This is a genomic window from Streptomyces sp. RGM 3693, assembly GCF_050471125.1.
GTDB lineage: Bacteria > Actinomycetota > Actinomycetes > Streptomycetales > Streptomycetaceae > Streptomyces.
The window spans coordinates 459,276-483,347 of record NZ_JBMPPQ010000004.1 but is presented as its reverse complement, the minus strand read 5'-3'; the positions used below and the strand labels follow the sequence as shown (position 1 = coordinate 483,347).

22 protein-coding genes are annotated in these 24,072 nt (G+C 72.9%); 15 read left to right on the top strand and 7 right to left on the bottom strand.

What is annotated here, in order from left to right:
* The first annotated feature begins 185 nt into the window (after positions 1-185).
* Entirely contained in the window at positions 186-1,328 is a 1,143-nt protein-coding gene (locus ACO0M4_RS38325) for a glycosyltransferase family 4 protein (RefSeq protein WP_430376058.1), read from the top strand.
* A gap of 119 nt (positions 1,329-1,447) precedes the next feature.
* On the opposite strand, the gene ACO0M4_RS38320 is transcribed toward ACO0M4_RS38325, so the two are convergent.
* A complete protein-coding gene (locus ACO0M4_RS38320; RefSeq protein ID WP_430375758.1) occupies positions 1,448-3,244 on the bottom strand; it encodes an AMP-dependent synthetase/ligase in 1,797 nt (598 codons plus the stop codon).
* Positions 3,245-3,530: 286 nt separating this feature from the next.
* Between ACO0M4_RS38320 and ACO0M4_RS38315 the strand changes: the two genes are divergently transcribed.
* From ACO0M4_RS38315 to ACO0M4_RS38290, 6 genes are all read left to right on the top strand, one after another.
* The gene (locus ACO0M4_RS38315; protein ID WP_430375757.1) at positions 3,531-4,307 is read left to right on the top strand and encodes a metallophosphoesterase family protein; all 777 of its coding nucleotides are present in this window, start codon (positions 3,531-3,533) and stop codon (positions 4,305-4,307) included.
* Positions 4,308-4,491: 184 nt separating this feature from the next.
* Entirely contained in the window at positions 4,492-4,980 is a 489-nt protein-coding gene (locus tag ACO0M4_RS38310) for an SRPBCC family protein (protein WP_430375756.1), read from the top strand.
* 2 nt (positions 4,981-4,982) lie between these two features.
* Positions 4,983-6,197 (top strand): ArsA family ATPase, encoded by a 1,215-nt coding sequence (locus tag ACO0M4_RS38305; RefSeq protein WP_430375755.1) that lies wholly within the window; start codon positions 4,983-4,985, stop codon positions 6,195-6,197.
* Positions 6,198-6,323: 126 nt separating this feature from the next.
* A complete protein-coding gene (locus ACO0M4_RS38300) occupies positions 6,324-6,797 on the top strand; it encodes a DUF5304 domain-containing protein (protein ID WP_430375754.1) in 474 nt (157 codons plus the stop codon).
* Positions 6,798-6,920: 123 nt separating this feature from the next.
* Entirely contained in the window at positions 6,921-7,862 is a 942-nt protein-coding gene (locus ACO0M4_RS38295; protein ID WP_390026697.1) for an ROK family glucokinase, read from the top strand.
* Positions 7,863-7,867: 5 nt separating this feature from the next.
* On the top strand, positions 7,868-8,695 hold the full coding sequence (locus ACO0M4_RS38290; protein ID WP_430375753.1) for an endonuclease/exonuclease/phosphatase family protein: 828 nt from the start codon (positions 7,868-7,870) through the stop codon (positions 8,693-8,695).
* A 19-nt stretch (positions 8,696-8,714) separates the two neighbouring features.
* Here the strand turns inward: ACO0M4_RS38290 and ACO0M4_RS38285 are convergent, their stop codons facing one another.
* Together ACO0M4_RS38285 and ACO0M4_RS38280 are read right to left on the bottom strand one after the other, a co-directional pair.
* Positions 8,715-9,338 carry a hypothetical protein gene (locus ACO0M4_RS38285; protein WP_430375752.1) on the bottom strand — a complete coding sequence of 208 codons (624 nt, stop codon included), beginning with the start codon at positions 9,336-9,338 and terminating at the stop codon, positions 8,715-8,717.
* Positions 9,325-10,122: an alpha/beta hydrolase gene (locus ACO0M4_RS38280; RefSeq protein ID WP_430375751.1), complete on the bottom strand. Its 798-nt coding sequence runs from the start codon at positions 10,120-10,122 to the stop codon at positions 9,325-9,327. Before ACO0M4_RS38280 ends, ACO0M4_RS38285 begins: the two co-directional genes overlap by 14 nt.
* A gap of 281 nt (positions 10,123-10,403) precedes the next feature.
* Here ACO0M4_RS38280 and ACO0M4_RS38275 point away from each other — a divergent pair, with 281 nt between their 5' ends.
* The 5 genes from ACO0M4_RS38275 to ACO0M4_RS38255 all read left to right on the top strand — a co-directional run bounded on the left by ACO0M4_RS38275 (position 10,404) and on the right by ACO0M4_RS38255 (position 15,552).
* Positions 10,404-11,114 carry a lysophospholipid acyltransferase family protein gene (locus ACO0M4_RS38275; RefSeq protein WP_430376056.1) on the top strand — a complete coding sequence of 237 codons (711 nt, stop codon included), beginning with the start codon at positions 10,404-10,406 and terminating at the stop codon, positions 11,112-11,114.
* Between the two features lie 186 nt (positions 11,115-11,300).
* Positions 11,301-12,515 carry a MacS family sensor histidine kinase gene (gene macS / locus ACO0M4_RS38270; RefSeq protein WP_430376055.1) on the top strand — a complete coding sequence of 405 codons (1,215 nt, stop codon included), beginning with the start codon at positions 11,301-11,303 and terminating at the stop codon, positions 12,513-12,515.
* A gap of 23 nt (positions 12,516-12,538) precedes the next feature.
* Complete coding sequence (locus ACO0M4_RS38265) at positions 12,539-13,183, top strand: response regulator (RefSeq protein ID WP_430376053.1); 645 nt, start codon at positions 12,539-12,541, stop codon at positions 13,181-13,183.
* Between the two features lie 187 nt (positions 13,184-13,370).
* Positions 13,371-14,399, top strand: coding sequence for a 6-phosphofructokinase (locus tag ACO0M4_RS38260; RefSeq protein WP_430375750.1), 1,029 nt, complete (start codon positions 13,371-13,373; stop codon positions 14,397-14,399).
* 136 nt (positions 14,400-14,535) lie between these two features.
* Entirely contained in the window at positions 14,536-15,552 is a 1,017-nt protein-coding gene (locus ACO0M4_RS38255; protein WP_430375749.1) for a 2-hydroxyacid dehydrogenase, read from the top strand.
* Here ACO0M4_RS38255 and ACO0M4_RS38250 read toward each other — a convergent pair.
* On the bottom strand, positions 15,518-17,554 hold the full coding sequence (locus tag ACO0M4_RS38250; protein ID WP_430375748.1) for an anthranilate synthase family protein: 2,037 nt from the start codon (positions 17,552-17,554) through the stop codon (positions 15,518-15,520). The genes ACO0M4_RS38255 and ACO0M4_RS38250 overlap by 35 nt on opposite strands.
* A gap of 256 nt (positions 17,555-17,810) precedes the next feature.
* Between ACO0M4_RS38250 and ACO0M4_RS38245 the strand changes: the two genes are divergently transcribed.
* The gene (locus tag ACO0M4_RS38245) at positions 17,811-19,160 is read left to right on the top strand and encodes a class II 3-deoxy-7-phosphoheptulonate synthase (protein ID WP_430375747.1); all 1,350 of its coding nucleotides are present in this window, start codon (positions 17,811-17,813) and stop codon (positions 19,158-19,160) included.
* Between the two features lie 154 nt (positions 19,161-19,314).
* Positions 19,315-19,632: a (2Fe-2S)-binding protein gene (locus ACO0M4_RS38240; protein ID WP_430375746.1), complete on the top strand. Its 318-nt coding sequence runs from the start codon at positions 19,315-19,317 to the stop codon at positions 19,630-19,632.
* 40 nt (positions 19,633-19,672) lie between these two features.
* Here the strand turns inward: ACO0M4_RS38240 and bfr are convergent, their stop codons facing one another.
* On the bottom strand, positions 19,673-20,149 hold the full coding sequence (gene bfr / locus ACO0M4_RS38235; protein WP_430375745.1) for a bacterioferritin: 477 nt from the start codon (positions 20,147-20,149) through the stop codon (positions 19,673-19,675).
* 155 nt (positions 20,150-20,304) lie between these two features.
* Between bfr and ACO0M4_RS38230 the strand changes: the two genes are divergently transcribed.
* The gene (locus tag ACO0M4_RS38230; protein WP_390026672.1) at positions 20,305-20,925 is read left to right on the top strand and encodes a sulfite oxidase-like oxidoreductase; all 621 of its coding nucleotides are present in this window, start codon (positions 20,305-20,307) and stop codon (positions 20,923-20,925) included.
* A 36-nt stretch (positions 20,926-20,961) separates the two neighbouring features.
* Here the strand turns inward: ACO0M4_RS38230 and ACO0M4_RS38225 are convergent, their stop codons facing one another.
* Together ACO0M4_RS38225 and pknB are read right to left on the bottom strand one after the other, a co-directional pair.
* Positions 20,962-21,861, bottom strand: coding sequence for a deoxyribonuclease IV (locus ACO0M4_RS38225; RefSeq protein WP_430375744.1), 900 nt, complete (start codon positions 21,859-21,861; stop codon positions 20,962-20,964).
* A 52-nt stretch (positions 21,862-21,913) separates the two neighbouring features.
* Positions 21,914-23,887 (bottom strand): Stk1 family PASTA domain-containing Ser/Thr kinase, encoded by a 1,974-nt coding sequence (gene pknB, locus ACO0M4_RS38220; RefSeq protein ID WP_430375743.1) that lies wholly within the window; start codon positions 23,885-23,887, stop codon positions 21,914-21,916.
* Between the last annotated feature and the right edge of the window lie 185 nt (positions 23,888-24,072).

Genomic DNA, 24,072 nt, shown 5'->3' with positions numbered 1-24,072 from the left:
GCCTGCATGATGCCGGGCGGGCCAGGGCACGACCGGGCAGGCCGGGCGCGGGCGTGGCGGGGCGCGCCGCCCGGTGCGGGCCACCCACCCGGTACTGTCGGCCCAGGACCGGCCGGGCCGCCCCGCGCCCCGTTCGCCGCGTGACCGCCGATCATCGAGAGACCGCCGACCGCCGAGAGACCACCGTGCACAAGACCCTCATCGTCACCAACGACTTCCCGCCCCGGCCCGGTGGAATCCAGGCGTTCCTGCACAGCATGGCGCTGCGGCTGGACCCCGACCGGGTCGTCGTCTACGCCTCCACCTGGAAGCGGAACGAGGAGGGCCGCGCGGCCACCGCCGCCTTCGACGCCGAGCAGCCGTTCCCGGTGGTCCGGGACGCCACCACGATGCTGCTGCCGACGCCTGGGGTGACCCGGCGGGCGGTCTCCCTGCTGCGTGAACACGGCTGTTCCTCGGTGTGGTTCGGGGCCGCCGCGCCGCTCGGGCTGATGGCGCCGGCACTCCGCGCGGCCGGCGCCCGCCGGATCGTGGCGACCACCCACGGCCACGAGGCCGGCTGGGCGCAGCTGCCCGCCGCCCGGCAGCTGCTGCGTCGGATCGGCGAGGGCACCGACACCCTCACCTACCTCGGCGAGTACACCCGCTCGCGGATCGCCGCCGCGCTCACCCCGGACGCCGCCGCCCGGATGGTCCAACTGCCGCCCGGCGTCGACGAGAAGACCTTCCACCCGCAGTCGGGCGGTGACGAGGTACGGGCCCGGCTAGGGCTCGCCGACCGGCCGGTGGTGGTCTGCGTCTCCCGGCTCGTCCCGCGCAAGGGGCAGGACACCCTGATCGAGGCGATGCCGGCGATCCGCTCCGCGGTGCCGGATGCGGTGCTGCTGGTCGTCGGCGGCGGCCCCTACGAGGAGCACCTGCACGCGCTGGCCCTGGAGAAGGGCGTCGCCGACGCGGTCCGCTTCACCGGTGCCGTCCCCTGGGAGGCGCTGCCCGCCCACTACGGTGCGGGCGACGTCTTCGCGATGCCCTGCCGCACCCGTCGCGGCGGGCTGGACGTGGAGGGCCTGGGCATCGTCTACCTGGAGGCGTCCGCCACCGGGCTCCCGGTGGTGGCGGGCGACTCGGGCGGCGCCCCCGACGCGGTCCTGGACGGCGAGACCGGTTGGGTGGTCCCCGGCGGTTCCCCGGCAGCCGCCGCGGACCGCATCATCACCCTCCTCAAGGACCCCGAACTGCGCCGCACCATGGGCGCGCGCGGTCGCGCCTGGGTGGAGGAGAAGTGGCGCTGGGACCTGCTGGCGGAGCGGCTGCGGGAGTTGCTGTAGCGCGCGGCGGGGTGCCTGTGGCGCCTTTCGCCGGTGGCTGAACGCGCAGTTGCCCGCGCCCTCCAAGGGCGCGGGCAACTGCGCGTTCAGCCACCGAAGTGGCCCCGGAGCGGGCATCTTCAGCCCCGGTAGAGCGCCTCGATCTCCTCGGCGAAGTCCTTCGCGACCACGTTCCGCTTCAGCTTCAGCGACGGCGTCACGTGCCCCGACTCCTCGGTGAACTGGGTCGGCAGGATGCGGAACTTGCGGACCGACTCGGCCTTGGAGACCGCCGCGTTGCCGTCGTCGACCGCGCGCTGGACGGCGGCCAACAGCTCGGGGTCCTCGGCGAGTTGGGTGGGCGTGACATCGACCGGGTGGCCGTGCTCCTCGGCCCAGCGGGGCAGGAACTCCTCGTCGAGGGTGATCAGCGCGCCGATGAACGGGCGGGCGTCGCCGACCACCATGCACTCGGCGATCAGCGAGTGGGCGCGGATCCGGTCCTCGATGACGGCGGGGGCGACGTTCTTGCCGCCCGCGGTGACGAGTATCTCCTTCTTGCGGCCGGTGATGGCGAGGTAGCCGTCCTCGTCGAGGGTGCCGAGGTCGCCGGTGTGGAACCAGCCGTCGGACAGCGCCTCCGCCGTGGCCGTCGGGTTGTTCCAGTACTCGGTGAAGAGGTGCTCGCCGTGCAGCAGCACCTCGCCGTCGTCGGCGATCCGGACCACCGAGCCGGGCAGCGGCTGCCCGACCGTGCCGATCTTCTGCCGGTCCCAGGGGTTGAACGCGGTGGCCGCACAGGACTCGGTCAGGCCGTAGCCCTCCAGGACGGTGAAGCCGATGCCGCGGTAGAAGTGGCCCAGCCGCTCGCCGAGCGGGGCGCCGCCGGAGATGGCGTGGGTGGCCCGGCCGCCGAGCACCGCCCGCAGCTTGCCGTAGACCAGGCGGTCGAAGACCTTGTACTTCAGCTTCAGTCCGAGGGACGGGCCGCCGGGGGTGTCCAGTGCCCGGCTGTAGGCGATCGCGGTCTCCGCCGCCTTGTCGAAGATCTTGCCCTTGCCGTCGGCCTGGGCCTTGGCCCGCGCGGAGTTGTAGACCTTCTCGAAGACCCGGGGGACGCCCAGGATCATCGTCGGCCGGAACGAGGCCAGGTCGTCCGTGAGGTTCTTGATGTCCGGGGCGTGGCCCAGCTTGATGGGCGCCATGACCGAGGCGACCTCCACCAGCCGGCCGAAGACGTGCGCGACGGGCAGGAAGAGCAGGACGGACGAGTCACCGGTGCGGAAGAGCGGGCGCAGCCGCTCGACGACGTTGCCGCACTCGGCGAAGAAGCTGCGGTGGCTGAGCACGCAGCCCTTGGGGCGGCCGGTGGTGCCGGAGGTGTAGACGAGGGTGGCGGGGGAGTCCGCGTCGGCCAGCGCGCTGCGCTCGTCGACCTCCGCATCGGTGATGTCGTCACCGGCCGCCCGCAGCCGGGCGATGGCGTCCCGCTCGATCTGCCAGATGTTCGCCAGGTCCGGCAGCCGGTCGCGGACCGATTCCACCGTCGCCTCGTGGGCTGGGCTCTCCACCAGGATGGCCACCGCGCCGGAGTCGCCGAGGATCCACTGGATCTGCTCGGCGGAGCTGGTCTCGTATACGGGGACGGTGATCGCGCCCGCGCTCCAGACGGCGAAGTCCAGCAGCGTCCACTCGTAACGGGTGCGCGACATCAGGCCGACCCGGTCGCCGGGCTTGATCCCGGCGGCCATCAGGCCCTTGGCGGCTGCCCGGACCTCGGTGAGGAAGGTCGCGGCGGTGACGTCCTGCCAGCTGCCGTTCACCTTCCGTCCCAGGACCGCGACATCCGGGTACTGCGCGGCATTGCGGCGGATCAGGTCCGTCAGATTGCCGTCCGCGGGGACCTCGTACAGGGCCGGAAGGCTGAACTCGCGCAAGACTGCTGCTCCTCGAAAGCGCCGGCACCACGACGCTGTGTGCGCACCGACTGCGGTCCATGATCATGCGGGGGGAGATTGGACGGCCCGGACGTTACCCATCGGTATTGCTATTGGGATAGGGGGTTACGGCCAGATGTTCGATGCGTCACATGCTGCGGACACGTCATGGGGACTGCACGCGCAGACTAAACCAGCCCTGAGGTGACCCGAAAGTAACCAAGGGTCCGCCCTCCGTCCCCGGCGCGACCCTGATCCACGGAACAGGCCCTACTAGGGTGACGCCATGCGCGTGCATGTGGTCAGTGACATCCATGGCAACAGCCGGGACCTGGCGGCGGCCGGGGACGGGGCCGACGCCCTGGTCTGCCTCGGCGACCTGGTCCTCTTCCTCGATTACGCGGACCATTCGCGCGGCATCTTCCCCGACCTCTTCGGGGTCGCCAACGCCGACGCCCTGGTCGAGCTGCGCACCGCCCGCCGCTTCGACGAGGCCCGCGAGCTGGGCCGCCGACTCTGGGCCGAGCTGGACCGCAGCGGCGCCAGCCGGGAGGCGGTCATCGAGGCCGCGGTCCGCCGCCAGTACGCCGATCTCTTCTCCGCGTTCCCCACCCCCACGTACGCGACCTACGGCAACGTCGACATACCGCGGCTGTGGCCGGAGTACGCCGGCACCGGCACCACCGTCCTGGACGGCCAGCGGGTCGAGATCGGCGGCCGGACCTTCGGCTTCGTCGGCGGCGGCCTGACCACCCCGATGAGGACGCCGTACGAGATCAGCGACGAGGAGTACGCCGCCAAGATCGAGGCGGTCGGCGAGGTGGACGTGCTGTGCACCCACATCCCGCCGGACGTCCCCGACCTCTGCTACGACACCGTCGCCCGCCGCTTCGAACGGGGCAGCGCCGCCCTGCTGCACGCCATCCGCACCACCCGGCCCCGCTACGCCCTCTTCGGACACGTCCACCAGCCGCTCGCCCGCCGGTCCCGGATCGGTGGCACGGAATGCGTCAATGTCGGGCACTTCAACGCCACGGGCAGGCCCTACGTGCTGGAGTGGTGAGGCCGGCGACCGCCGGGCGGTGAGGCCGCCGCGGCGGGCCCGCTGGTGTCGGTCCGGGTTCCCCCGCGCGGTAGCCTTCAGCAGCATAGACACCGCGTAATGGGGTCTCCCCCGCTCGAACGGAAGTGAGAGCTCGGGGAAGGGTCGGCGGACCGGTACGAATCGGCATGGAGGAGTCACGGCGATGGCCGAACACACCAGCTCGAACATCACGATCGAGGCGGCACCGGCCGAAGTGATGGGAGTGATCGCCGACTTCGACCGCTACCCGGAGTGGACCGGAGAGGTCAAGGAAGCCGAGATCCTCGACACCGACGACCGGGGCCGCGCGAAGAAGGTGCGCCTGGTGCTGGACGCCGGCGCCATCAAGGACGACCACACCCTCGCCTACACCTGGACCGGCGAGAACGAGGTCAGCTGGTCGCTGGTCAAGTCGCAGATGCTGCGCGTCCTGGACGGCTCCTACCGGCTCGCCGCGCTGGAAGGCGGCACCCGCACCGAGGTCACCTACCAGCTCACCGTCGACGTCAAGATCCCGATGCTCGGGATGATCAAGCGCAAGGCCGAGAAGGTCATCATCGACCGGGCGCTGGCCGGGCTGAAGAAGCGGGTCGAGAGCGGCCCCGCGGCGTCCGGTACCACGGCCGCCTCCGACGAGGCCGAGAAGCACTGAGCGTGCGCACCGTCCTCGTCACCGGCCCCGGCGGCGCGGGCCGCACCACGCTCGCCGCCGCGACCGCCCTGGCCGGTGCCCGGCAGGGCGCGCGGACCCTCCTGCTCACCACCCAGAGCAGCGCGCCGGAGGCGGTGCTCGGCGTCCGCCCCGGCGTCGCCGAGCCGTCCCCGATAGCCGAGGCCCCCGGCCTGTACGCCCACCGGATCGACCCCGCCGACCGGTTCCGCCAGGAGTTCCTCGCCTTCCAGGAGCGCGCCGGCGCCGCCCTCGACCTGCTCGGTGCGGCCCCCCTCGACGAGGACGAACTCACCGAACTCCCCGGCTCCGAGTCCTTCGCGCTGCTGCACGCGCTGCGCGCCGCGCACGCCTCGGACGCCTGGGAGCTGCTGGTCGTCGACATGCCGCCGGCCGCCGAAACGATCCGGCTGCTCGCCCTGCCCGCCCAGGTCCGCCGCTACCTCCGCCGCCTGCTGCCGGCCGAGCGCCAGGCGGCCCGCGCGCTGCGCCCGGTGCTCGCCCAACTCGCCGGCGTCCCCATGCCGGCCCAGAAGCTGTACGAGGCCGCCGAGCGCTGGGAGCGCGAACTCGCCGCCGTCCAGCGGGTGGTGGACGCCCCCGACACCTCCGTACGGCTGGTCACCGACGCCGGACCGATCGCCACCGCCACCCTGCGCTCCGTCCGCGCCGGCCTCGCGCTGCACGGCCGCCGCACCGACGGCGTGCTGGTCAACCGGCTGCTGCCCACCGGCTCCGCCGACCCCTTCCTGGCCGGGCTCTCCGGCAACCAGCAGACCGCCCTCAAGGCACTGCGCGCGGAGTTCCCCGACGTTCCCGTCCACGAGGTGCCGCACCTGGGCCGCGACCCCCAGGGCATCGACGAGGTGGGCGGGCTGCTCGACGGCCCCGCCGCCACCATGACCCCGCCGGAACGGGCCGCGGCCCCCGCCGACCCCTGGACCGTCGAGGACCGGCTGGCGTCCGAGGGCCTCCTCGTCTGGCGGGTGCCGCTGCCCGGCGCCCAGCGGGACGGCCTCGGCCTGGTGCGCCGCGGCGACGAGATCGTGGTGACCGTCGGCCGCTTCCGGCGGATCCGGACGCTGCCCTCGGCGCTGCGCCGCTGCACCGTCTCCGGTGCCGCGCTGCGCGACGGCTCCCTGGAGATCCGGTTCACCCCGGATCCGGGGCTGTGGCCGCGGACCGCGCCGAGCGACTGAAGTGGGCACCCCCGTTCGGGTAACGTCGTAAGACGTCACGCCGTGCAGGTGTCCGCCCGCAGTGCCACCCGGCACCGCACGGCCCCGTCCGGTCCGTACCGCCCGCAGGAGTCCACGGAGTCCGCCATGAGTGATGCCACCGAGCGCCCCGCCGATCGCCCCGTCGAGCCCGATGCCGACGCCTGGGAGGCGGCCTGTGCCGAGGACCTCGCAGCGGAGCAGGCCCGCCGCCGGGCCGAGTACGGCCCCCAGCAGGGCAGCGCCGCCGAGGAACTGCGTCGGCTGGCCGACGCGGTGACCGACAAGCTCGCGGCCATCCAGCTGCCCGGCGCGCTGGGCGGGACGGCCGCCAGCAGTGCGGTGGGCCAGCTGCTGCGGCAGGCCAAGGCCGCCGTCGAGCCGGTCATCGAGCGCAACCCCGACGTCTTCGACCACCTCGCCGCGGCCGGCTCCGAACTCCTCGCCGCCTACCGCTCGGTGGTCGAGAGCAGCGAGCGCCGCTGGACCCGCGACGCCACCGCCGACGACCACGCCGAAGGCGAGGCCGGCGACCCGCGTGACGACGGTCCCGCCGGCCCCGAGCGGATCGACCTCGACTGATCCCTCCCCTCGCCCGCCCGGCGAGGGAGCCACCCCACCTCCGCGGCCGTGAGCGGCGGGGGAGCTCTCCCTGCCTCCGGTACGGTGGGTCCCGGCGGGGTTCGAGCGAAAACTGAGGGACACATGGGACTCACCATCGGCGTCGACATCGGCGGCACGAAGATCGCGGCCGGCGTGGTCGACGAAGACGGTTCGATCCTTGAGACGTGCAAGGTTCCGACCCCGCGAGCCACCGATGCGCTGACCGAGGCCATCGCGGACGCCGTCCGTACGGTCGGTGCCGGCCATCATGTCGAGGCCGTCGGCATCGGCGCCGCCGGCTACGTGGACGAGAAGCGGGCCACGGTCCTCTTCGCCCCGAACATCGACTGGCGCCACGAGCCGCTCAAGGACAAGGTCGAGCAGCGCGTGGGCCTCCCCGTCGTCGTCGAGAACGACGCCAACGCCGCGGCCTGGGGCGAGTACCGCTTCGGTGCCGGGCAGGGCCACAGCGACGTCATCTGCATCACCCTCGGCACCGGCCTGGGCGGCGGCATCATCATCGGCAACAAGCTGCGCCGCGGCCGCTTCGGCGTCGCCGCCGAGTTCGGCCACATCCGGGTCGTCCCCGACGGTCTGCTGTGTGGCTGCGGCAGCCAGGGCTGTTGGGAGCAGTACGCCTCCGGCCGCGCTCTGCTGCGGTACGCCCGGCAGCGCGCCTTCGCCACCCCGGAGAGCGCCGCGGCGCTGCTGGCGCTCGGCGACGGTACCCCCGAGGGCATCCAGGGCAAGCACATCAGCGCGGCCGCCCGCCAGGGCGACCCGGTCGCCATCGACTCGTTCCGCGAACTGGCCCGTTGGGCCGGTGCCGGCCTCGCCGACCTGGCCTCGCTCTTCGACCCGTCCGCGTTCATCGTCGGCGGTGGGGTCTCGGACGAGGGCGAGCTGGTCCTCGACCCGATCCGCAAGTCGTTCCGACGCTGGCTGGTCGGCAGCCAGTGGCGCCCGCACGCCCAGGTGCTCGCCGCACAACTCGGTGGCGAGGCCGGACTGGTCGGCGCGGCCGACCTGGCGCGCCAGGGCTGACACGGATGGCGGCCGAGCGCTCCGGACGGCCCGCGTCCGGCACGGTGAATCCCGCCGGTACCCGTACCGGTGCGGCGCCCCTCGCCGCCGGACTCCCGGCCTCCGCCACCGAGGCGGACGGTTCCGCGGTCGTCCGGGTGCTCAGCTACAACATCCGCTCGATGCGCGACGATCAGGCGGCGCTGGCCCGGGTCATCCGGGCCTGCGCCCCCGATCTCGTCCTCGTCCAGGAGGCGCCGCGCTTCTTCCGCTGGCGCAAGGCCGCCGAGTGCCTTGCCCGGGCCAGCGGCCTGGTCTACGTCACCGGTGGTGCCACCACCGCGGGCCCGATGGTCCTCGCTCACCTCCGCGCCCACGTGGAGCGGACCGAGGACGTCCTGCTGCCGCGCACCCCCGGACTGCACCAGCGCGGTCTGGCCACCGCCGTGGTCCGCTTCGCCGGGGCCCGGCTCGGCGTGGTCAGCGCTCACCTCAGCCTCGACCCGCGGGAGCGCTACGACCAGGCCGGGCTGCTCCTGGAGCGGGTCGCCGGGCTGGGCGTGCCGCACACGGTGGTCGGCGGTGACTTCAACGACCGGCCCGACGGGCGGAGCTTCCGGCGGGTCGCGGCGGTCCTCGGGGACGGCTGGGCGGCCGAGCCGTGGGGCGGTGAGTTCACCTCCACGCCGCACGCGCCGCGGCAGCGGATCGATGCGGTGTTCGCCACCGGCGGCGTGGAGTTCCTCGGGTGCGGGGTGCCGCACGGGCTGCCGGGCGTCCGCGCGGCGGACCTGCGCGCGGCCTCGGACCATCTGCCGGTCCTGAGCGCACTACGGGTGCCGGCCGGCGGCTGACCCCCGGCCGGTCCGCGGCTCAGACCACCGCCCCGCCGCCCGGCACGTCCCCGTCGTCGTCCCGGTCGCCCGTCATGCGGGCGAAGAGGGTGCCCAGGCCGCCCAGGAAACCGCCGATGCCCAGCACCGCGATCCACCAGGTGACCGGCTGCTGGAGGACGACCGTGAGGATCAGCAGCAGCGGGCCGCCGAGGGCCGCGATCCAGGCGAACTTGGTGGTGGTGTCGGCGGCCGGCAGCGGCGGTGGCTCGGGCGGTGTGAAGTGGCCCTCGTCGGTCTCGTCGAAGTCGTCGTCGGAGGGCTCGTCCGGGGTCCAGTCGCGCGGTCCCACGCCGGGGGCGTAGACCACGAAGCTGCCGGGGCGCGACGGGGTGCCGTCGCCGGGTGCGCCGTCGGCGGGGCGGGGGGTGGGGGCGTCCGGGGCGTCGCCGTCCGCCCCCGCACTGTCCGCCGCCGCGCCGTCAGCCCTCGCGCCGTCCGGCCTCGCGCCGTCGGCCGCCGCTCCGTCCGGAGCCGGGGCCCGGTCCGGTCGCTGGTCCGTGGCCGGGAACTCCGGCCGCTCGCCGTAGCCCGCGACGATCTCGGCCCATGCGGCCTCTTCGTCGAGCGGGTCCCGGGGGTCGCGGGGGCTACGCTCCGCCACTGGCCGCCGTCCCCTCCTGGACCGCGTCCGGACGGGCCTCCGGGGCGAGCCGGGTGATGAAGGAGTAGCTGTCCTGGAAGATCTGCTCGGCGTCGTGGTCGAGCGTGGCGACGTGGTAGCTGCGCTCCAGCAGCGCGTGCCGGACGTCGGTGGACGAGACCCGGCCCAGGATCCGCTCGGAGTCGACGGGCGGGACGACGTGGTCCTGCGGACTGGTCAGCACCAGCAACGGCTGCGTGACGCGCGGGAGTTCGGCGTCGACCAGGTGGAAGAACTGCCGCAGCGAGTGCGCGGCGTGCAGCGGCACCCGGTCGTAACCGACCTCCACCGCACCGGGCTTGGCGATGTCGCTGGCGATCCCCTTGGTCGACCGGACGACGTGCCGCAGCACCGGCAGCAGCGGAGCCGCCGCGTCGTGGACCTTGTTGCCGGGGTTGACCACGGCCACCCCGCTGATCGTGTCGCCGTGCCGGGCGGCCAGCCGCAGCGCCAGTGCGCCGCCCATGGACAGCCCGCAGACGAAGACCTTGGTGCAGCGCTCGGCCAGCGCGCGCAGCTCCCGGTCGACCTCGGCGTACCAGTCCTGCCAGGTGGTGAGCTGCATGTCCTCCCAGCGGGTGCCGTGGCCGGGCAGCAGCGGCGCGGAGACGCTCAGACCCCGGTCGGCGAGGTATTCGGCCCAGGGGCGGATGGACTGCGGGGAGCCGGTGAAGCCGTGGCAGACGAGGACGCCGACGTCTCCGCCGTCACGGCGGAACGGCTCGGCTCCGGGGAGGAGCGGCACCGGGGGACTCCGATCGGTGAGGGGGCTGGAGGGTTACCTCAGGGTACGCGGAGTGACCGCGGCGGGGTAGGGCCACGGCCGTCCGGAGCGCCAGGTCGGGGGACCGGCGCGGACGGTCGCGGACCGGCGCAGACCGGCGCGGACGGTCGCGGACGGGACCCCCGCGCGGCCCTCGGCGGGCCCGCACGCGGTCTAGTGCCTCGCCTCGGCCCCGGGCGTGCCGCGCGGGGGTTAAGGTCAATGCGTCAGACACAGGAGGCAGTCGGTTGATCTACGGCGCAATGAAGTTTTCCATCGGCGGTCCGCTGAGGCTCGCGTTCCGGCCCTGGGTGGAAGGCATCGAGAACGTTCCCGCCGCGGGTCCGGCGATCCTCGCGAGCAACCACCTGTCCTTCTCGGACTCCTTCTTCCTGCCCGCGGTGCTCGACCGCAAGGTCACCTTCATCGCGAAGGCCGAGTACTTCACCTCCCCGGGCGTGAAGGGCAAGTTGACCGCGGCGTTCTTCAAGGGCGTCGGGCAGCTCCCGGTCGACCGCTCGGGCGCCCGTGGCGCCGGCGAGGCGGCGATCAAGAGCGGCATCGAGGTGCTGGAGCGCGGCGAGCTCTTCGGCATCTACCCGGAGGGCACCCGGTCCCCGGACGGGCGGCTCTACCGCGGTAAGCCGGGCGGCCTGGCGCGGGTGGCGCTGGCCAGCGGGGCGCCGGTCATCCCGGTGGCGATGATCGACACCGAGAAGGTGCAGCCGCCCGGCAAGGTCCTGCCGAAGATGGTCCGGCCCGGCATCCGGATCGGCAAGCCGCTGGACTTCAGCCGCTACCAGGGCATGGAGGGCGACCGCTACATCCTGCGCTCGATCACCGACGAGGTGATGTACGAGATCATGAAGCTCTCCGGCCAGGAGTACGTCGACATCTACGCGACCGCGGCCAAGCGGCAGATCGCCGAGGCGGCCAAGGCCGCGGAGGCGCAGAAGAAGGCAGCAGAGGCGTAAGACGGCGAAGGCCGGCCGGGCCACCGCCGAACGGGACGGACGGACGAGCCGAGACCGGGGCGGGGGCCCCGGTGAGGGGTGGGGGCCGGCATGACGGATGCCGACATAGACGACGCACGGAGCACGGGCAGCGGGGCCCAGGGCGACCGGGACGCGACGCCCGGCGGGCGCCGCACGGTGCTGCGGATGTCGGTCGAGCTGCCGCTGTGGCGGGCGCTCACCGGCTACCGGATCCTGACCCTGGTCTACGTGCTGTGCCTGTTCGCGGTCTCCTACCCGCACTACGCGCACCCGCTGGGCGCCGCCGCCTACATGGCCGTGCTCACCCTCTGGACGGCGCTGACCTGGCGCCGTACGACGTCCGCTGAGCGCTGCACCCGGCAGTTCCTGGTCGGTGACCTCAGCGTCGCGGTCGGCGGCATCCTGCTCACGTCGGTGATCGACTCCCACGCCCGCATCATGGACGGCGCCGCGACCCTGCCGTCCATCTGGACGGCGGGCGCCGTGTTGGGCTTCGCCATCAAGGGCGGCTGGCGGTGGGCCGCGGTGGCCTCCACCATCGTGGCGGTGATCAATCTCGTCGAGCGCCAGGAGCTGGCCCGGGACACTGTCCACAACGTGGTGCTGGTGTGGGTGGCAAGCGTCGCCATCGGCTACGTGGTCGAGGTGGCCCGGGCCAGTGAGCGCACCCTGGCCCGCGCCCTCCAGATCGACGCCGCCACCCGCGAACGGGAGCGGCTGGCCCGCGACATCCACGACAGCGTGCTCCAGGTGCTCGCCATGGTGCAGCGGCGCGGCACCGCGATCGGCGGCGAGGCGGCCGAGTTGGGCCGGATGGCGGGCGAGCAGGAGGTGGCGCTGCGCACCCTGGTCGCCGGGGGACTGGTGCCCCGGCAGCGGGCGGTGGCGGACGCCGCGGCCGACGGCGGCCCCGCGGACCGCCCGGCGGTTCCCGGTCCGCCGTCGGCCGCCGGCTCCTGCGATCTGATGGCGCTGCTCGCCCCGCACGCCGGGGCCGGGGCGACGCTGTCCGGGCCGTGCTCCCCGGTCGAGCTGCCGGCCGCCGCGGCGGCGGAGCTGGCCGCCGCTGTCAGTGCGGCATTGGACAATGTCCGGGTGCACGTGGGGGCCGACGCCCGCGCGTGGATCCTGGTGGAGGACGAACCGGACGCGGTGATCGTGACGGTGCGCGACGAGGGCCCCGGCATTCCCGAGGGGCGGCTCGCCGTGGCCGAGCGCGAGGGCCGCCTCGGGGTGGCGCTGTCGATCCGCGGCCGGCTGCGGGAGTTGGGCGGCAGCGCCGCGTGGATCTCGGTCCCCGGCCAGGGCACGGAAGTGGAGCTGAAGGTTCCCAAGGGCATCGCGCCCGAGGGCGGACGACGGGGGAGAGCGCGCGCGTGACGGAGGAGACGGGCCTGCGGGTCATGGTGGTCGACGACCACCCGATGTGGCGGGACGCGGTCGCCCGGGATCTGGCGGAGGCCGGGTGCGACGTGGTGGCGACGGCCGGGGACGGGCTCCAGGCGGTGCGCCGGGCCCAGGCGACGGCGCCCGACGTGCTGGTGCTGGACCTCAATCTGCCGGGGCTGCCCGGCGTCCAGGTGTGCAAGGAGCTGGTCGGCGGCAATCCGTCGCTGCGGGTGCTGATGCTCTCCGCCAGCGGTGAGCACGCCGACGTCCTGGAGGCGGTGAAGTCCGGGGCCACCGGCTATCTGCTGAAGTCCGCCAGTACCGAGGAGTTGCTCGACGCGGTCCGTCGCACCGCCGCCGGCGACCCGGTGTTCACCCCGGGCCTGGCCGGTCTGGTGCTCGGCGAGTACCGCCGGCTGGCGGCGGAACCAGCCCCGGCGACCGCCGACGAACCCGGCGCCCCCCGGTTGACGGAGCGGGAGACCGAGGTGCTGCGCCTGGTCGCCAAGGGACTCTCGTACAAGCAGATCGCCGAGCGGCTGGTCATCTCGCACCGCACGGTGCAGAACCACGTCCAGAACACCCTCGGCAAGCTCCAGTTGCACAACCGCGTCGAGCTGGTGCGGTACGCGATCGAGCGCGGCCTCGACGGCGTCTGAGCCGTTCGCCCTCCCCGCCGGGACCCCTCCGTCCGCTCGTACGGGTGAAGACCTCGGGTCAACTCCCGTGCAATTGGCGGGGATCGGCGCGCACACCATCCCGGAGTGACCCAGGTCACCATTAGCGTGACCGGCGTTACGCTCACGGACGGCCGTACGCGGCCACGGACGGGATGAAGGTGAAGCGATGCGGGTCGGAGTACTGACCGGCGGCGGCGACTGCCCGGGTCTGAACGCGGTGATCAGGGGCATCGTCCGCAAGGGCACCCAGGAGCACGGATACGACTTCGTCGGTTTCCGGGACGGCTGGCGCGGACCGCTGGAGGGGCGCAGCGTACGGCTGGACATCCCCGCGGTGCGCGGCATCCTGCCCCGCGGCGGCACCATCCTCGGCTCGTCGCGGACCAACCCCTTCAAGGAGGAGGACGGGGTCCGCCGGATCAAGGAGACGCTCGCCAAGCACGAGATCGAGGCGCTGATCGCGATCGGCGGCGAGGACACCCTCGGCGTCGCCTCCCGGCTCTTCACGGAGTACGGCATCCCCTGCGTCGGCGTGCCCAAGACCATCGACAACGACCTGTCGGCCACGGACTACACCTTCGGTTTCGACACCGCGGTCGGGGTCGCCACCGAGGCCATCGACCGGTTGCACACGACCGCCGAATCCCATATGCGGGTGCTGGTCGTCGAGGTGATGGGCCGGCACGCCGGCTGGATCGCGCTCCACTCCGGCCTGGCCGGCGGCGCCAACGTCATCCTCATCCCGGAGCAGCGCTTCGACGTCGGCGAGGTCTGCCGCTGGATCGAGTCCCGCTTCAAGGCCAGCTACGCGCCGATCGTGGTGGTCGCCGAGGGCGCCATGCCCAAGGACGGCGAGATGGTGCTGAAGGACGGCAGCACCGACTCCTTCGGGCACGTCCGGCTCTCCGGCGTGGGCGAGTGGCTGGCCAAGGAGATCGAGGCGCGCACCGGCAAGGAGGCCCGGACCACCGTCCTCGGCCACACCCAGCGCGGCGGCACCCCCAGCGCCTTCGACCGCTGGCTGGCCACCCGCTTCGGACTGCACGCCATCGATGCGGTGCGGGACGCCGACTACGGCACGATGGTCGCGCTGCGCGGCACCGACATCGTCCGGGTGCCGCTCTCCGAGGCGACCGCCAAGCTGAAGACCGTCGATCCGGCGCTCTACGCCGAGGTCGGCGTCTTCTTCGGCTGAACCGGGCCGCCCGCTCTCCGGGCGGCACCGCCGTGCGATGGGTCGTATATTCGCCATGACGCGACATATCCGGCCCATCGCTGCTGTGCGGCACCGCCGCGCGAGGACCACCGGCGGGGGAGAACCGGGAGGGAACGTGGAGATCGTCGCCTTCGGCGTGCAGGCGGACGAGCGGCCGATCCTGGAGAAGGCGTTCGGCGGCCGCCACCAGGTCCGCGCTCTGGACGTCTTCCTCAACCGCGACACCGCCCCCATCGCGCACGGCTACGAGGTCGTCTCCACCAGCGTCAACGACGACCTGAGCGCCGAGGTGCTGCAGACCCTCGCCGCCGGCGGCACCAAGATGGTCGCCCAGCGCTCCACCGGCTTCAACAACATCGACCTGGAGGCCGCGGCCGATCTCGGCCTGACCATCGGCCGGGTCTCCGCGTACTCGCCGCACGCGGTCGCGGAGTTCGCCTGGCTGCTGGCGCTGGCGGTGAACCGGCGGCTGGTCCCGGCCGCCAACCGCACCCGGAACTTCGACTTCCGGCTGGACGGCCTGATGGGCCGGGACCTGCACGGCCGGACGGCCGGGGTGCTCGGCACCGGCAAGATCGGCACCGCCTTCACCCGGATCGCCCACGGCTTCGGGATGGAACTGCTCGGCTGGGACCTCGCCGAGAACCCGGAGTGCGTGGCGCTGGGCATGCGCTACGTCCCCCGGGAGCGGCTGTTCGCCGAGGCGGACCTGGTCACCCTGCACGTCCCGCTGACCGACGACACCCGGCACCTGGTCGACGCCGCCGCGCTGGCCGCCATGAAGGACGACGCGATCCTGGTGAACTCCAGCCGCGGCGGGCTGATCGACACCGCGGCCCTGGTCGAGACGCTCAAGGCCGGCCGGCTCACCGGCGTCGGCCTGGACGTCTACGAGGAGGAGGCCGGGCTGTTCTTCTACGACAAGTCCCTGGACGTCATCAGCGACGACACCCTGGCCCGGCTGATGACCTTCGCGAACGTGCTGGTCACCTCGCACCAGGCGTACTTCACCCAGGAGGCGGTCGGCCAGATCATCGAGACCACCGTGGTCAATGTGGAGGACCACCTGGCCGGCCGCACCAATGGGCACATGCTGGTCACACGAGGACAGCTGCCAGCAGCTGCGCGGTGACCGCCGCACCGTCCAGGGTCAGCACCGACTCGGGGTGGAACTGCACCCCGGCGAAGCCCGGGCCGCGCAGCGCGTGCACCTCGCCGGTGGTCTCGTTCCGGCTCAACTCGACGCGGTGCATGGCGAGTTCGGCGGCGGTCCGGTCGTCGCAACGGGCCGTGAAGGTGTTGTAGAAGCCCACCGTCTCGGTCCGGCCGAAGAAGTCGATCCGCTCCTGGGCACCCTGGAACGGCACGTCCTTGCGGACGATCTCCAACCCCAGCTCCGCGGCGAGGAGTTCGTGGCCGAGACAGACCCCCAGCAGGCCGTGGCGGTGGCCCGCCACCAGTTCGGCGGTGAGCCCGCGCAGGAAGCGCATTTTGGCGTCGGCGGGGTCGGACGGGTTGCCCGGCCCGGGGCCCAGCACCACCGGTCCCTGGTGCGCCAGGGCGCTCGCGCGAAGCCCCGGCTCGTCGTAGCGGCGGACCGTCACCGTCAGCCCCGAGGTGCGCAGCAGGTGCGCCAGCATCGCGGTGAAGGTGTCCTCGGCGTCGATGACCAGGGCGTGGCCGTGCAGTCCGGCGACCGGTGCGGTGGTCTGCATCCGCAGCCAGAACGGGGCCAGGTCGGCGCGGCGGGCGTCCAGTGCGGCCCGCACCCGCGGGTCGTCGGCCAGCCGCGGCGCCGGCCCGGTCGCGGCCCGCGCGGGCGCCGGCCGGACCCCCAGCGCGGTGAGCACCCCGGCCGCCTTGGCATGCGTCTCGGCGACCTCGCTGGCCGGGTCGGAGGCGCGCACCAGGGTGGCCCCGACCGGCACCCGCAGCCGCCCTCCCGCACTCTCGGCTTCGCCCGAGCGGGCGGCGCCCCCGCCGTCGATGTCCGCGGTGCGGATCAGGATCGGGGAGTCCAGCGTCTGCGCCCCGTTCGCGTCCCGGCCGATCAGCGCCAGCGCGCCCGCGTAGTAGCCGCGCCCGCGCCCGTCCGGGCCGACCGGCTCGTGCCGTTCGATGACCCGGCAGGCGTTCTGCACCGGCGACCCGGTGACCGTCGCCGCGAACATCGTCTCCTTGAGGACCTCCCGCACGTCCAGGGTGGAGCGGCCGCGCAGCTCGTACTCGGTGTGCGCGAGGTGCGCCATCTCCTTGAGCCGGGGCCCGACCACCACCCCGCCCTGGTCGCCGACGGTGCACATCATCTTCAGTTCCTCGTCCACCACCATCGACAGTTCCTCGACCTCCTTGCGGTCGCCGAGGAACGCCAGCAGGCTCTGCGCGCTGGGCCCCTCCGCGGGGTAGCGGTAGGTCCCGCTGATGGGGTTCATCACGACGGTTCCCGCCCGTCGCCCGCCACCGCCCCGGGACGAGAGCGCTTCGCGCTCGCTGGGTCCACCTGTCATCCGGACGTGCACCTCCGGGCTCGCGCCGACCAGCGTGCGCACCCCCGGCCGGTGCACCACGAACGTCCAGTACGCCCCGCGCTCACCGGCCAGCAGTCGCCGGAACAGCGCCAGCGCGTCGGCCGCCGAGAAGCCGGGGATCTCGCCCTCGAAGGTCCGGCGGATGACGAAGTTGGCGCCCTCGCCGGTGCCGATCTCCTCCCGGACCACCCGTTCGACGATCTCCGCGTAGGCCGCGTCGGCGACGTCGAACGCCCCGCCCTCCACCCGGACGTCGTGCGCCGGCAGCGCCGCCAGCAGCGCGTCCAGCGGCAGCTCGTGGCGTTCGGTGGGGCGCAGTACGGCCAACGGGGTGCCGTCGTCGTGCGCCCGGAAGCCGCGTTCGCGGATCTGCCGGAACGGGATCAGGGCCAGCGCGTCGGACACCGGCGCGGCCGGCACCCCCTTGCCGAGCGGGATGTCGGCCAGCCGCTCGACCTCGGTCACCGCGCCGATCAGCACCTCGACGGCGCTGCCGTCCCGGCCGGGGGCCCGGCGGCGGAGCAGGGCGAACGGCGGGCAGGCGGGGTCGAGCAGCCGCTGGACCAGTGCGGCGGCGGTGGGCCGGGTCTGGGGCTCGGGGTGCATGGCGGTTCCTTCCGGGAGTCTTCCGGTGTGGAGGGAACGGCCGCGGAAACACCGAAGGCCGCCCCTCGGGCGGCCTTCGCGGTCTGTGGATGCGTACGCGAATCAGTGGGCCGCCGGCTGGGCGGTCCACCACCAGTTCATGCTCATGATCGGTCGCGTGTGCATGTCGGGCACCCTACCGGACCCCGGCCGCGGGGGCGTCTCACAGTCCGGATGCCGGACGGACACCCCTCCGGGACCCCGTAATGTGGGGGGCGTGACCGTGAACGCTGAAACCCACGCCGGTGGCAACACCTGGCGAGACCTGCCCGCGGCGCAGCAGCCTGACTGGCCGGACCAAGAGGCTCTGCGCGATGTGATCGCGGAGCTCGAGTCCTATCCGCCGCTCGTCTTCGCGGGCGAGTGCGACCAGCTGCGCGAGCGCCTGGGCGCGGTCGCCCGAGGTGAGGCGTTCCTGCTTCAGGGCGGCGACTGCGCGGAGGCCTTCGACGCCGTCTCCGCCGAGCACATCCGCAACAAGCTCAAGACGCTCCTCCAGATGGGCGCCGTGCTGACCTACGCCGGGTCCGTCCCGGTGGTCAAGGTCGGCCGGATCGCCGGCCAGTACAGCAAGCCGCGCTCCAAGCCGACCGAGACCCGCGACGGCGTGACCCTGCCGACCTACCGCGGCGACTCCGTCAACGGCTTCGAGTTCACCTCCGAGGCCCGCATCCCGGACCCGCAGCGGCTCAAGCGGATGTACAACGCCTCCGCGGCGACGCTCAACCTGGTGCGCGCCTTCACCACCGGCGGCTACGCCGACCTGCGCCAGGTGCACGCCTGGAACCAGGACTTCGTGAAGTCCTCGCCCTCCGGCCAGCGGTACGAGGCGCTGGCGCGCGAGATCGACCGGGCGATGAACTTCATGAACGCCTGCGGGGTGGACCCGGAGGAGTTCCGGACCGTGGAGTTCTACTCCTCGCACGAGGCGCTGATCCTGGACTACGAGTCGGCGCTGACCCGCGTGGACTCCCGCACCGGGAACCTCTACGACGTCTCGGGCCACATGGTCTGGATCGGTGAGCGCACCCGCCAACTGGACGGCGCGCACATCGAGTTCGCCTCCCGGATCCGCAATCCGATCGGCGTCAAGCTCGGCCCGACGACGACCCCGGAGGACGCGCTCACCCTCATCGACCGGCTCGACCCGAACCGGGAGCCGGGCCGGCTGACCTTCATCACCCGGATGGGCGCGGACAAGATCCGCGAGAAGCTGCCCGACCTGGTGGAGAAGGTCACCGCCTCCGGTGCCCAGGTCGTGTGGATCTGCGACCCGATGCACGGCAACACCTTCGAGGCGGCCTCGGGTCACAAGACCCGTCGCTTCGACGACGTGCTGGACGAGGTCAAGGGCTTCTTCGAGGTCCACAAGAGCCTCGGGACGCACCCGGGCGGCATCCACGTCGAGCTGACCGGTGACGACGTCACCGAGTGCGTGGGCGGCGGCGACGAGATCTTCGTCGACGACCTGCACCAGCGCTACGAGACGGCCTGCGACCCGCGGCTGAACCGCAGCCAGTCGCTGGACCTGGCCTTCCTGGTGGCGGAGATGTACCGCGACCAGTAACAACAGTGCGAGACGAGTGGGGCGCGGATCCTGTGATCCGCGCCCCACTGTGTTGTCGTGCGTTGTTCCCCGCCGGCAGTCGCGGGTAAGGTAAGGGTTACCTCACTGATGATCACCGGGATCGGACGAGGCGCCCTTACGGAGGTGAACCCGCGTGTACGTCTGCTCCTGCTTCGGCATCACCGAGCAGCAGGTACGCGAGCATGCGGACCGGGGTGCCTGCACGCCCCGCCAGGTCGCCTCCGCCTGTAAGGCCGGCACCGACTGTGGCGGCTGCGTCCGCCGCATCCAGGCGCTGCTGGGTCGCGGCGCCTGCCCCCGTCGCGAGCTGATCGACAGTGGTGTACCCGACGCGTTGCGGTCGGAGTCCGAGTCATGGAGCCAGGCGCCCGACGCACGGGGCGCGGCATCCGGGCCGCTGGCCGCGGAGGTGGCCGCACCGGGGCCCGCGGACCTCCGGGCGGCCGCGTAGCCCCCTGGGGCGCCCCGCCGGTGCGCACCGTACGGGGCCGTCAGCTCGGCTGCTCGATCAGCTGGGCGATGTAGAGCGCTTCCCCGAGCTTCTCGACCAGTTCCAGCTGGGTATCGAGGTAGTCGATGTGGTGCTCCTCGTCGGCGAGGATGTCCTCGAAGATGTTGGCCGAGGTGATGTCCCCCTTGGCGCGCATGACCTCGACGCCGCGCTTGAGTCGGTCGATGGCCTCCACCTCGACCTGCCGGTCGGCCTGGAACATCTCGGTGACGGTCTGGCCGATGCGGACGTGGAACAGCCGCTGGTAGTTCGGCAGCCCTTCGAGGAAGAGGATGCGGTCGGTCAGCACCTCCGCGTGCTTCATCTCGTCGAAGGACTCGGCGCGGGTGTACTTCGCGAGCTTCGGCCAGCCGAAGTTCTCCTGCATCTTGGCGTGCAGGAAGTACTGGTTGATCGCGGTCAGCTCGGCGGTCAGCTGCTCGTTGAGGAATTCGATGACCTCGGGGTCGCCCTGCATGGCTGCGGGCCCCTTTCACGCGAGTTCTGGGCAAGTGCCGCGCATCCTCGCACCGCGCCAAGCAGGCCGTCCAGTAAGTTCACACTTAGTACGAGTTGCCCGATTCCGTCCCGCCCTGGTCATCGGCACCCTTCGGGGTCTGACACCATGGGGGCATGGGTCAGCCGGAGAGTCGCGAAGAGGAGCCTGTGCTGCCTCCGGGACAGCGGCTCCAGCGGGGCTGGCCAGTGACGCACTACGGCCCGGTCCCGAAGTTCCGCCCCGAGCGCTGGGAGTTCCGGGTCTTCGGCGCCACCGCTGACGGCGCCAAGCACTGCTGGACGCACGAGGAGTTCACGGCCCTGCCGTACACCACCGTCGTCGCCGACATGCACTGCGTCACCAAGTTCAGCATGCTCGGCGCCGAATGGGGCGGTGTGCTCACCCGGACCATCCTGGAGCTGGCGCCGCCCGCGCCGGAGGCCACCCACGTGATGGTGTGGGCCGAGTACGGATTCAGCTCGAACCTCCGGCTCACCGACTTCGGCGCGGAGAACTGCCTCTTCGCCACCCACCGCTCCGGCGAACTGCTCACCGCCGAACACGGCTTCCCGGTCCGGCTCATCGTGCCGCACCTCTATGCCTGGAAGGGCCCCAAGTGGGTCCGCGGCATCGAGTACATGACCGCCGACCGCCGCGGCTTCTGGGAGGAGCGCGGCTACCACAACCTCGGCGACCCCTGGCAGGAGCAGCGCTACTCCTACCAGGAGGAGCCGGGCGAGGGCCCGGAACTCTAGGACAGGCCCGGGGCCGTCCGCCGGTCCGGTATCGGCTCAGGACCCCCGCAGCTCCTTCAGCCGCGCCACGTCCGCGGCATGGCCCTCTTCGCCGCCCGGGGTCTCGATCACCAGCGGGACGCCGCTGGTCGCGGGGTGGGCGAACAGCTCGGCGAACGGTTCCGCGCCGATGTGGCCGGCGCCGATGTTCGCGTGCCGGTCCTTGTGCGCGCCGACCACGTCCTTGGAGTCATTGGCGTGGATCAGCTTCAGCCGGCCCTCGCCGGTGACCTCCACCAGCTCGTCCAGCAGCGCCTTCGTGCCGCCCGGCGCCGCCATGTCGTGCCCAGCCGCGAACGCGTGGCAGGTGTCCAGGCACACCCCGAGCTTCGGATGGTGGTCCAGCGCGTCGAAGTACGGCCCCAGATCCTCCGCCAGCGAGCACAGTGAGGCGCCCTGGCCGGCCGTGGGCTCCAGCAGCAGCCAGGGGTCGTCGTCCCGCGTCAGCTCGTCCAGCAGCGGCCGCATCTCCGCCCTGACCTGTGCCAGTGCTGCCTCCCGCGGACGCCCGCCGGTCGCCGAGCCCGTGTGCACGACCACCCCGAGCGCGCCGATGTCCCGGCCGCGACGCAGCGAATGGCGCAGCGACACCACGGACTTCTCGACCGTCGCCGCGGTGTGCGACCCGAAGTTGATCAGGTACGGCGCGTGCACGTAGGCGGGGATGCCCTCCTCGGCGCACGCCGCGCGAAACGCCGCGTCCTGCTCGGGATTGCCGGGAAGGGTCGCCCAGCCGCGCGGATTGGCGACGAAGACCTGGACGGCCTCGCAGCCGATCTGCCGGGCGTACGGCAGGCCGACCTTGGCCAGGCCGCCGGCCACCGGCACATGGCCGCCGACCGGATTGCGTGCGCGGGCGCGCTGCGCGGCGCCCTCGGGGGACAGGGGAGTACTCACCCTCCCAGGGTGCCAGGTGCCCCGCGGCCGCCGGCGGGGCACCTGGGCGGAGCTACAGCGCGCCCTTCAGCCGGATGGTGATCTTGCTGCCCTTGGGCGCCTGTTCACCGGCCGCGACCGACTGGGACGCGACGCTGTCCTGCGGGAACAGGAACGGCTTGTCCACCGTGACCTTGAAGCCGAGGTCGGTCAGCGCCTTGGTGGCGTCCGTGGTGTTCTTGCCGCCGACGTCCGGGACGGTGACCATCTCCGGGCCCTTGGAGAGCGTCAGGGTGACCGTGTCGCCCTTGCCCAGCGTGGTACCCGCGCCGGGCGACTGGCGGGCCACCGCGTCCTTGTCCTGCGGTGCGAAGACCGGCTGGTCGGCGAACTGGACCCGGAAGCCGGCCTGCCGCAGGGCCGCCGCGGCGTCCTCGCGCGCCGAACCGACCACGTTCGGTACGTCCGCCGGCGCGCCCCGGCTGACGGTGAGCGCCACCGCGGTGTCCGGCCGCCGGGTGCTGCCCGCCGCCGGGTCCGTACGGATCACCGACCCCTTGGCGACCTCGTCGCTGAACGCCCGGGTCTCGGTGCCCGGCACCAGGCCCAGGTCGCGCAGCTTGCGCCGGGCGTCCGCGAGCGGAGTGCCGGCCAGGTCGGGGATGGTGACCCTCTCCGGGCCGCGCGAGACGACCAGGGTGACCGTGCCGTTGCCGCGGATCCGCAGGCCGGTTTCCGGATCCGTCGCCATCACGTGGCCGCGTTGGACGTTGGCGCTGAAGCCGCGCTCCACCTTGATCCGCAGCCCCGCGTCGTGCAGCGTCTGCTGCGCCTCGGCCTGCGTCATGTCCAGCACCGCCGGGACGCGGGTGAACTGGCCGACGTTGATGTACCAGACGCCGGTGCCGAGGCCCAGGACCAGGAGCACGGCCGCCACGATCGTGGCGGTCCGCCGTCGCCGGACCCATCCGTCGGCCGGTGCCGCGGGCGGTGTGGGCGGCGGCCGCAGCCGGGTGGTCCGGCCGTCCGCCGCTGCGGCGTCCGCCGGCGGCATCTCCAGTCGGCTGGTGTGGTTCAGCTCCGCCTGGCCCTCGACGGGCAGCGCGAGCTGTACGCCCGCCGGGCGCGGTATCACGTCGGTCCGCTCGTCGTCCGCGGTCGGCTCCTTGGCCTGCGGCGGGACGAGGTCGAGTTGTGCGTCGGTCAGCTGAGCGCGGGCCGAGCGGGCCCGGGCGAGCAGCGCCACCGCGTCCTGCGGGCGCTGCTCGGGGGCGCGGGCGGTGGCCGCCGCGACCAGCTCGTCCAGCTCGGGTGCCAGGCCCGGTACCAGCTCGGAGGGCGGGGTGACGTCGTCGTGCAGATGGCTGTAGAGGATCTGCGCCGCGGAGCCGCCGGTGTGCGGCTTGCCGCCGGTGAGCATCTCGTAGAGCACCACGCCGCAGGCGTAGACGTCGACCCGGGCGTCCGCGGTGCCGTGCTCCATCTGCTCGGGGGCGAGGTACGAGACGGTGCCCAGGACCGAGCCGGTGGAGGCGGTGGTGTGCGTGTCCACCGCGCGCACCAGGCCGAAGTCGGCGACCTTGACCCGGCCGTCGTCGCCGATCAGGACGTTCTCCGGCTTCATGTCGCGGTGCACCAGGCCGGCGCGGTGCGCGGCCCCCAGCGCGGCCAGGATCGGCTCCAGGATGTCCAGCGCGGCCCGCGGCTGGAGGGCGCCGCGCTCGCGCAGCACATCGCGCAGGGTGCAGCCGGCGACGTACTCCATCGCCAGATAGACGTAGGTGCCGTCGGTGCCCTGGTCGAAGACGCCGACCACGTTCGGGTGCGAGAGCCGGGCGACGGACTTGGCCTCGCGGATGAAGCGGTCGACGAACGCCCCGTCCACGGCCAGGCTCGGGTGCATCACCTTCAGGGCGAGCACGCGGTCCAGCCGGGTGTCCACGGCCTGGTAGACGGTGGCCATGCCCCCGGCGGCGATGCGCCCCTCGACGCGATAGCGACCGTCGAGCAGCTGGCCCACGAGAGGGTCCTGCAACGTCGTATCCACGGCAGACGAGTCTACGAGCCCGCACGGACACCCCGGACGCCCCGGCCGCACCTGCCGGGGAACGCAGCGGAACCGTGACAACGGGGCGGACGGCGGTCCGGGGCCCGGCGCGGAATAATCCGGCCCGGGCCGTGGTCGCACGAAGGGGTGGCGCCCGCGGCCGCGACGCCACACCGCACCCGAGG

Bases quoted from the DNA above. Each gene is read 5' to 3' on its own strand.
- ACO0M4_RS38315 (WP_430375757.1), top strand. From the start codon at position 3,531: ATGCGCGTGCATGTGGTCAGTGACATCCATGGCAACAGCCGGGACCTG.
- ACO0M4_RS38310 (WP_430375756.1), top strand. From the start codon at position 4,492: ATGGCCGAACACACCAGCTCGAACATCACGATCGAGGCGGCACCGGCC.
- ACO0M4_RS38300 (WP_430375754.1), top strand. From the start codon at position 6,324: ATGAGTGATGCCACCGAGCGCCCCGCCGATCGCCCCGTCGAGCCCGAT.
- ACO0M4_RS38295 (WP_390026697.1), top strand. From the start codon at position 6,921: ATGGGACTCACCATCGGCGTCGACATCGGCGGCACGAAGATCGCGGCC.
- ACO0M4_RS38290 (WP_430375753.1), top strand. From the start codon at position 7,868: ATGGCGGCCGAGCGCTCCGGACGGCCCGCGTCCGGCACGGTGAATCCC.
- ACO0M4_RS38275 (WP_430376056.1), top strand. From the start codon at position 10,404: ATGAAGTTTTCCATCGGCGGTCCGCTGAGGCTCGCGTTCCGGCCCTGG.
- macS (WP_430376055.1), top strand. From the start codon at position 11,301: ATGTCGGTCGAGCTGCCGCTGTGGCGGGCGCTCACCGGCTACCGGATC.
- ACO0M4_RS38265 (WP_430376053.1), top strand. From the start codon at position 12,539: ATGGTGGTCGACGACCACCCGATGTGGCGGGACGCGGTCGCCCGGGAT.
- ACO0M4_RS38260 (WP_430375750.1), top strand. From the start codon at position 13,371: ATGCGGGTCGGAGTACTGACCGGCGGCGGCGACTGCCCGGGTCTGAAC.
- ACO0M4_RS38250 (WP_430375748.1), bottom strand. From the start codon at position 17,554: ATGCACCCCGAGCCCCAGACCCGGCCCACCGCCGCCGCACTGGTCCAG.
- bfr (WP_430375745.1), bottom strand. From the start codon at position 20,149: ATGCAGGGCGACCCCGAGGTCATCGAATTCCTCAACGAGCAGCTGACC.
- ACO0M4_RS38230 (WP_390026672.1), top strand. From the start codon at position 20,305: ATGGGTCAGCCGGAGAGTCGCGAAGAGGAGCCTGTGCTGCCTCCGGGA.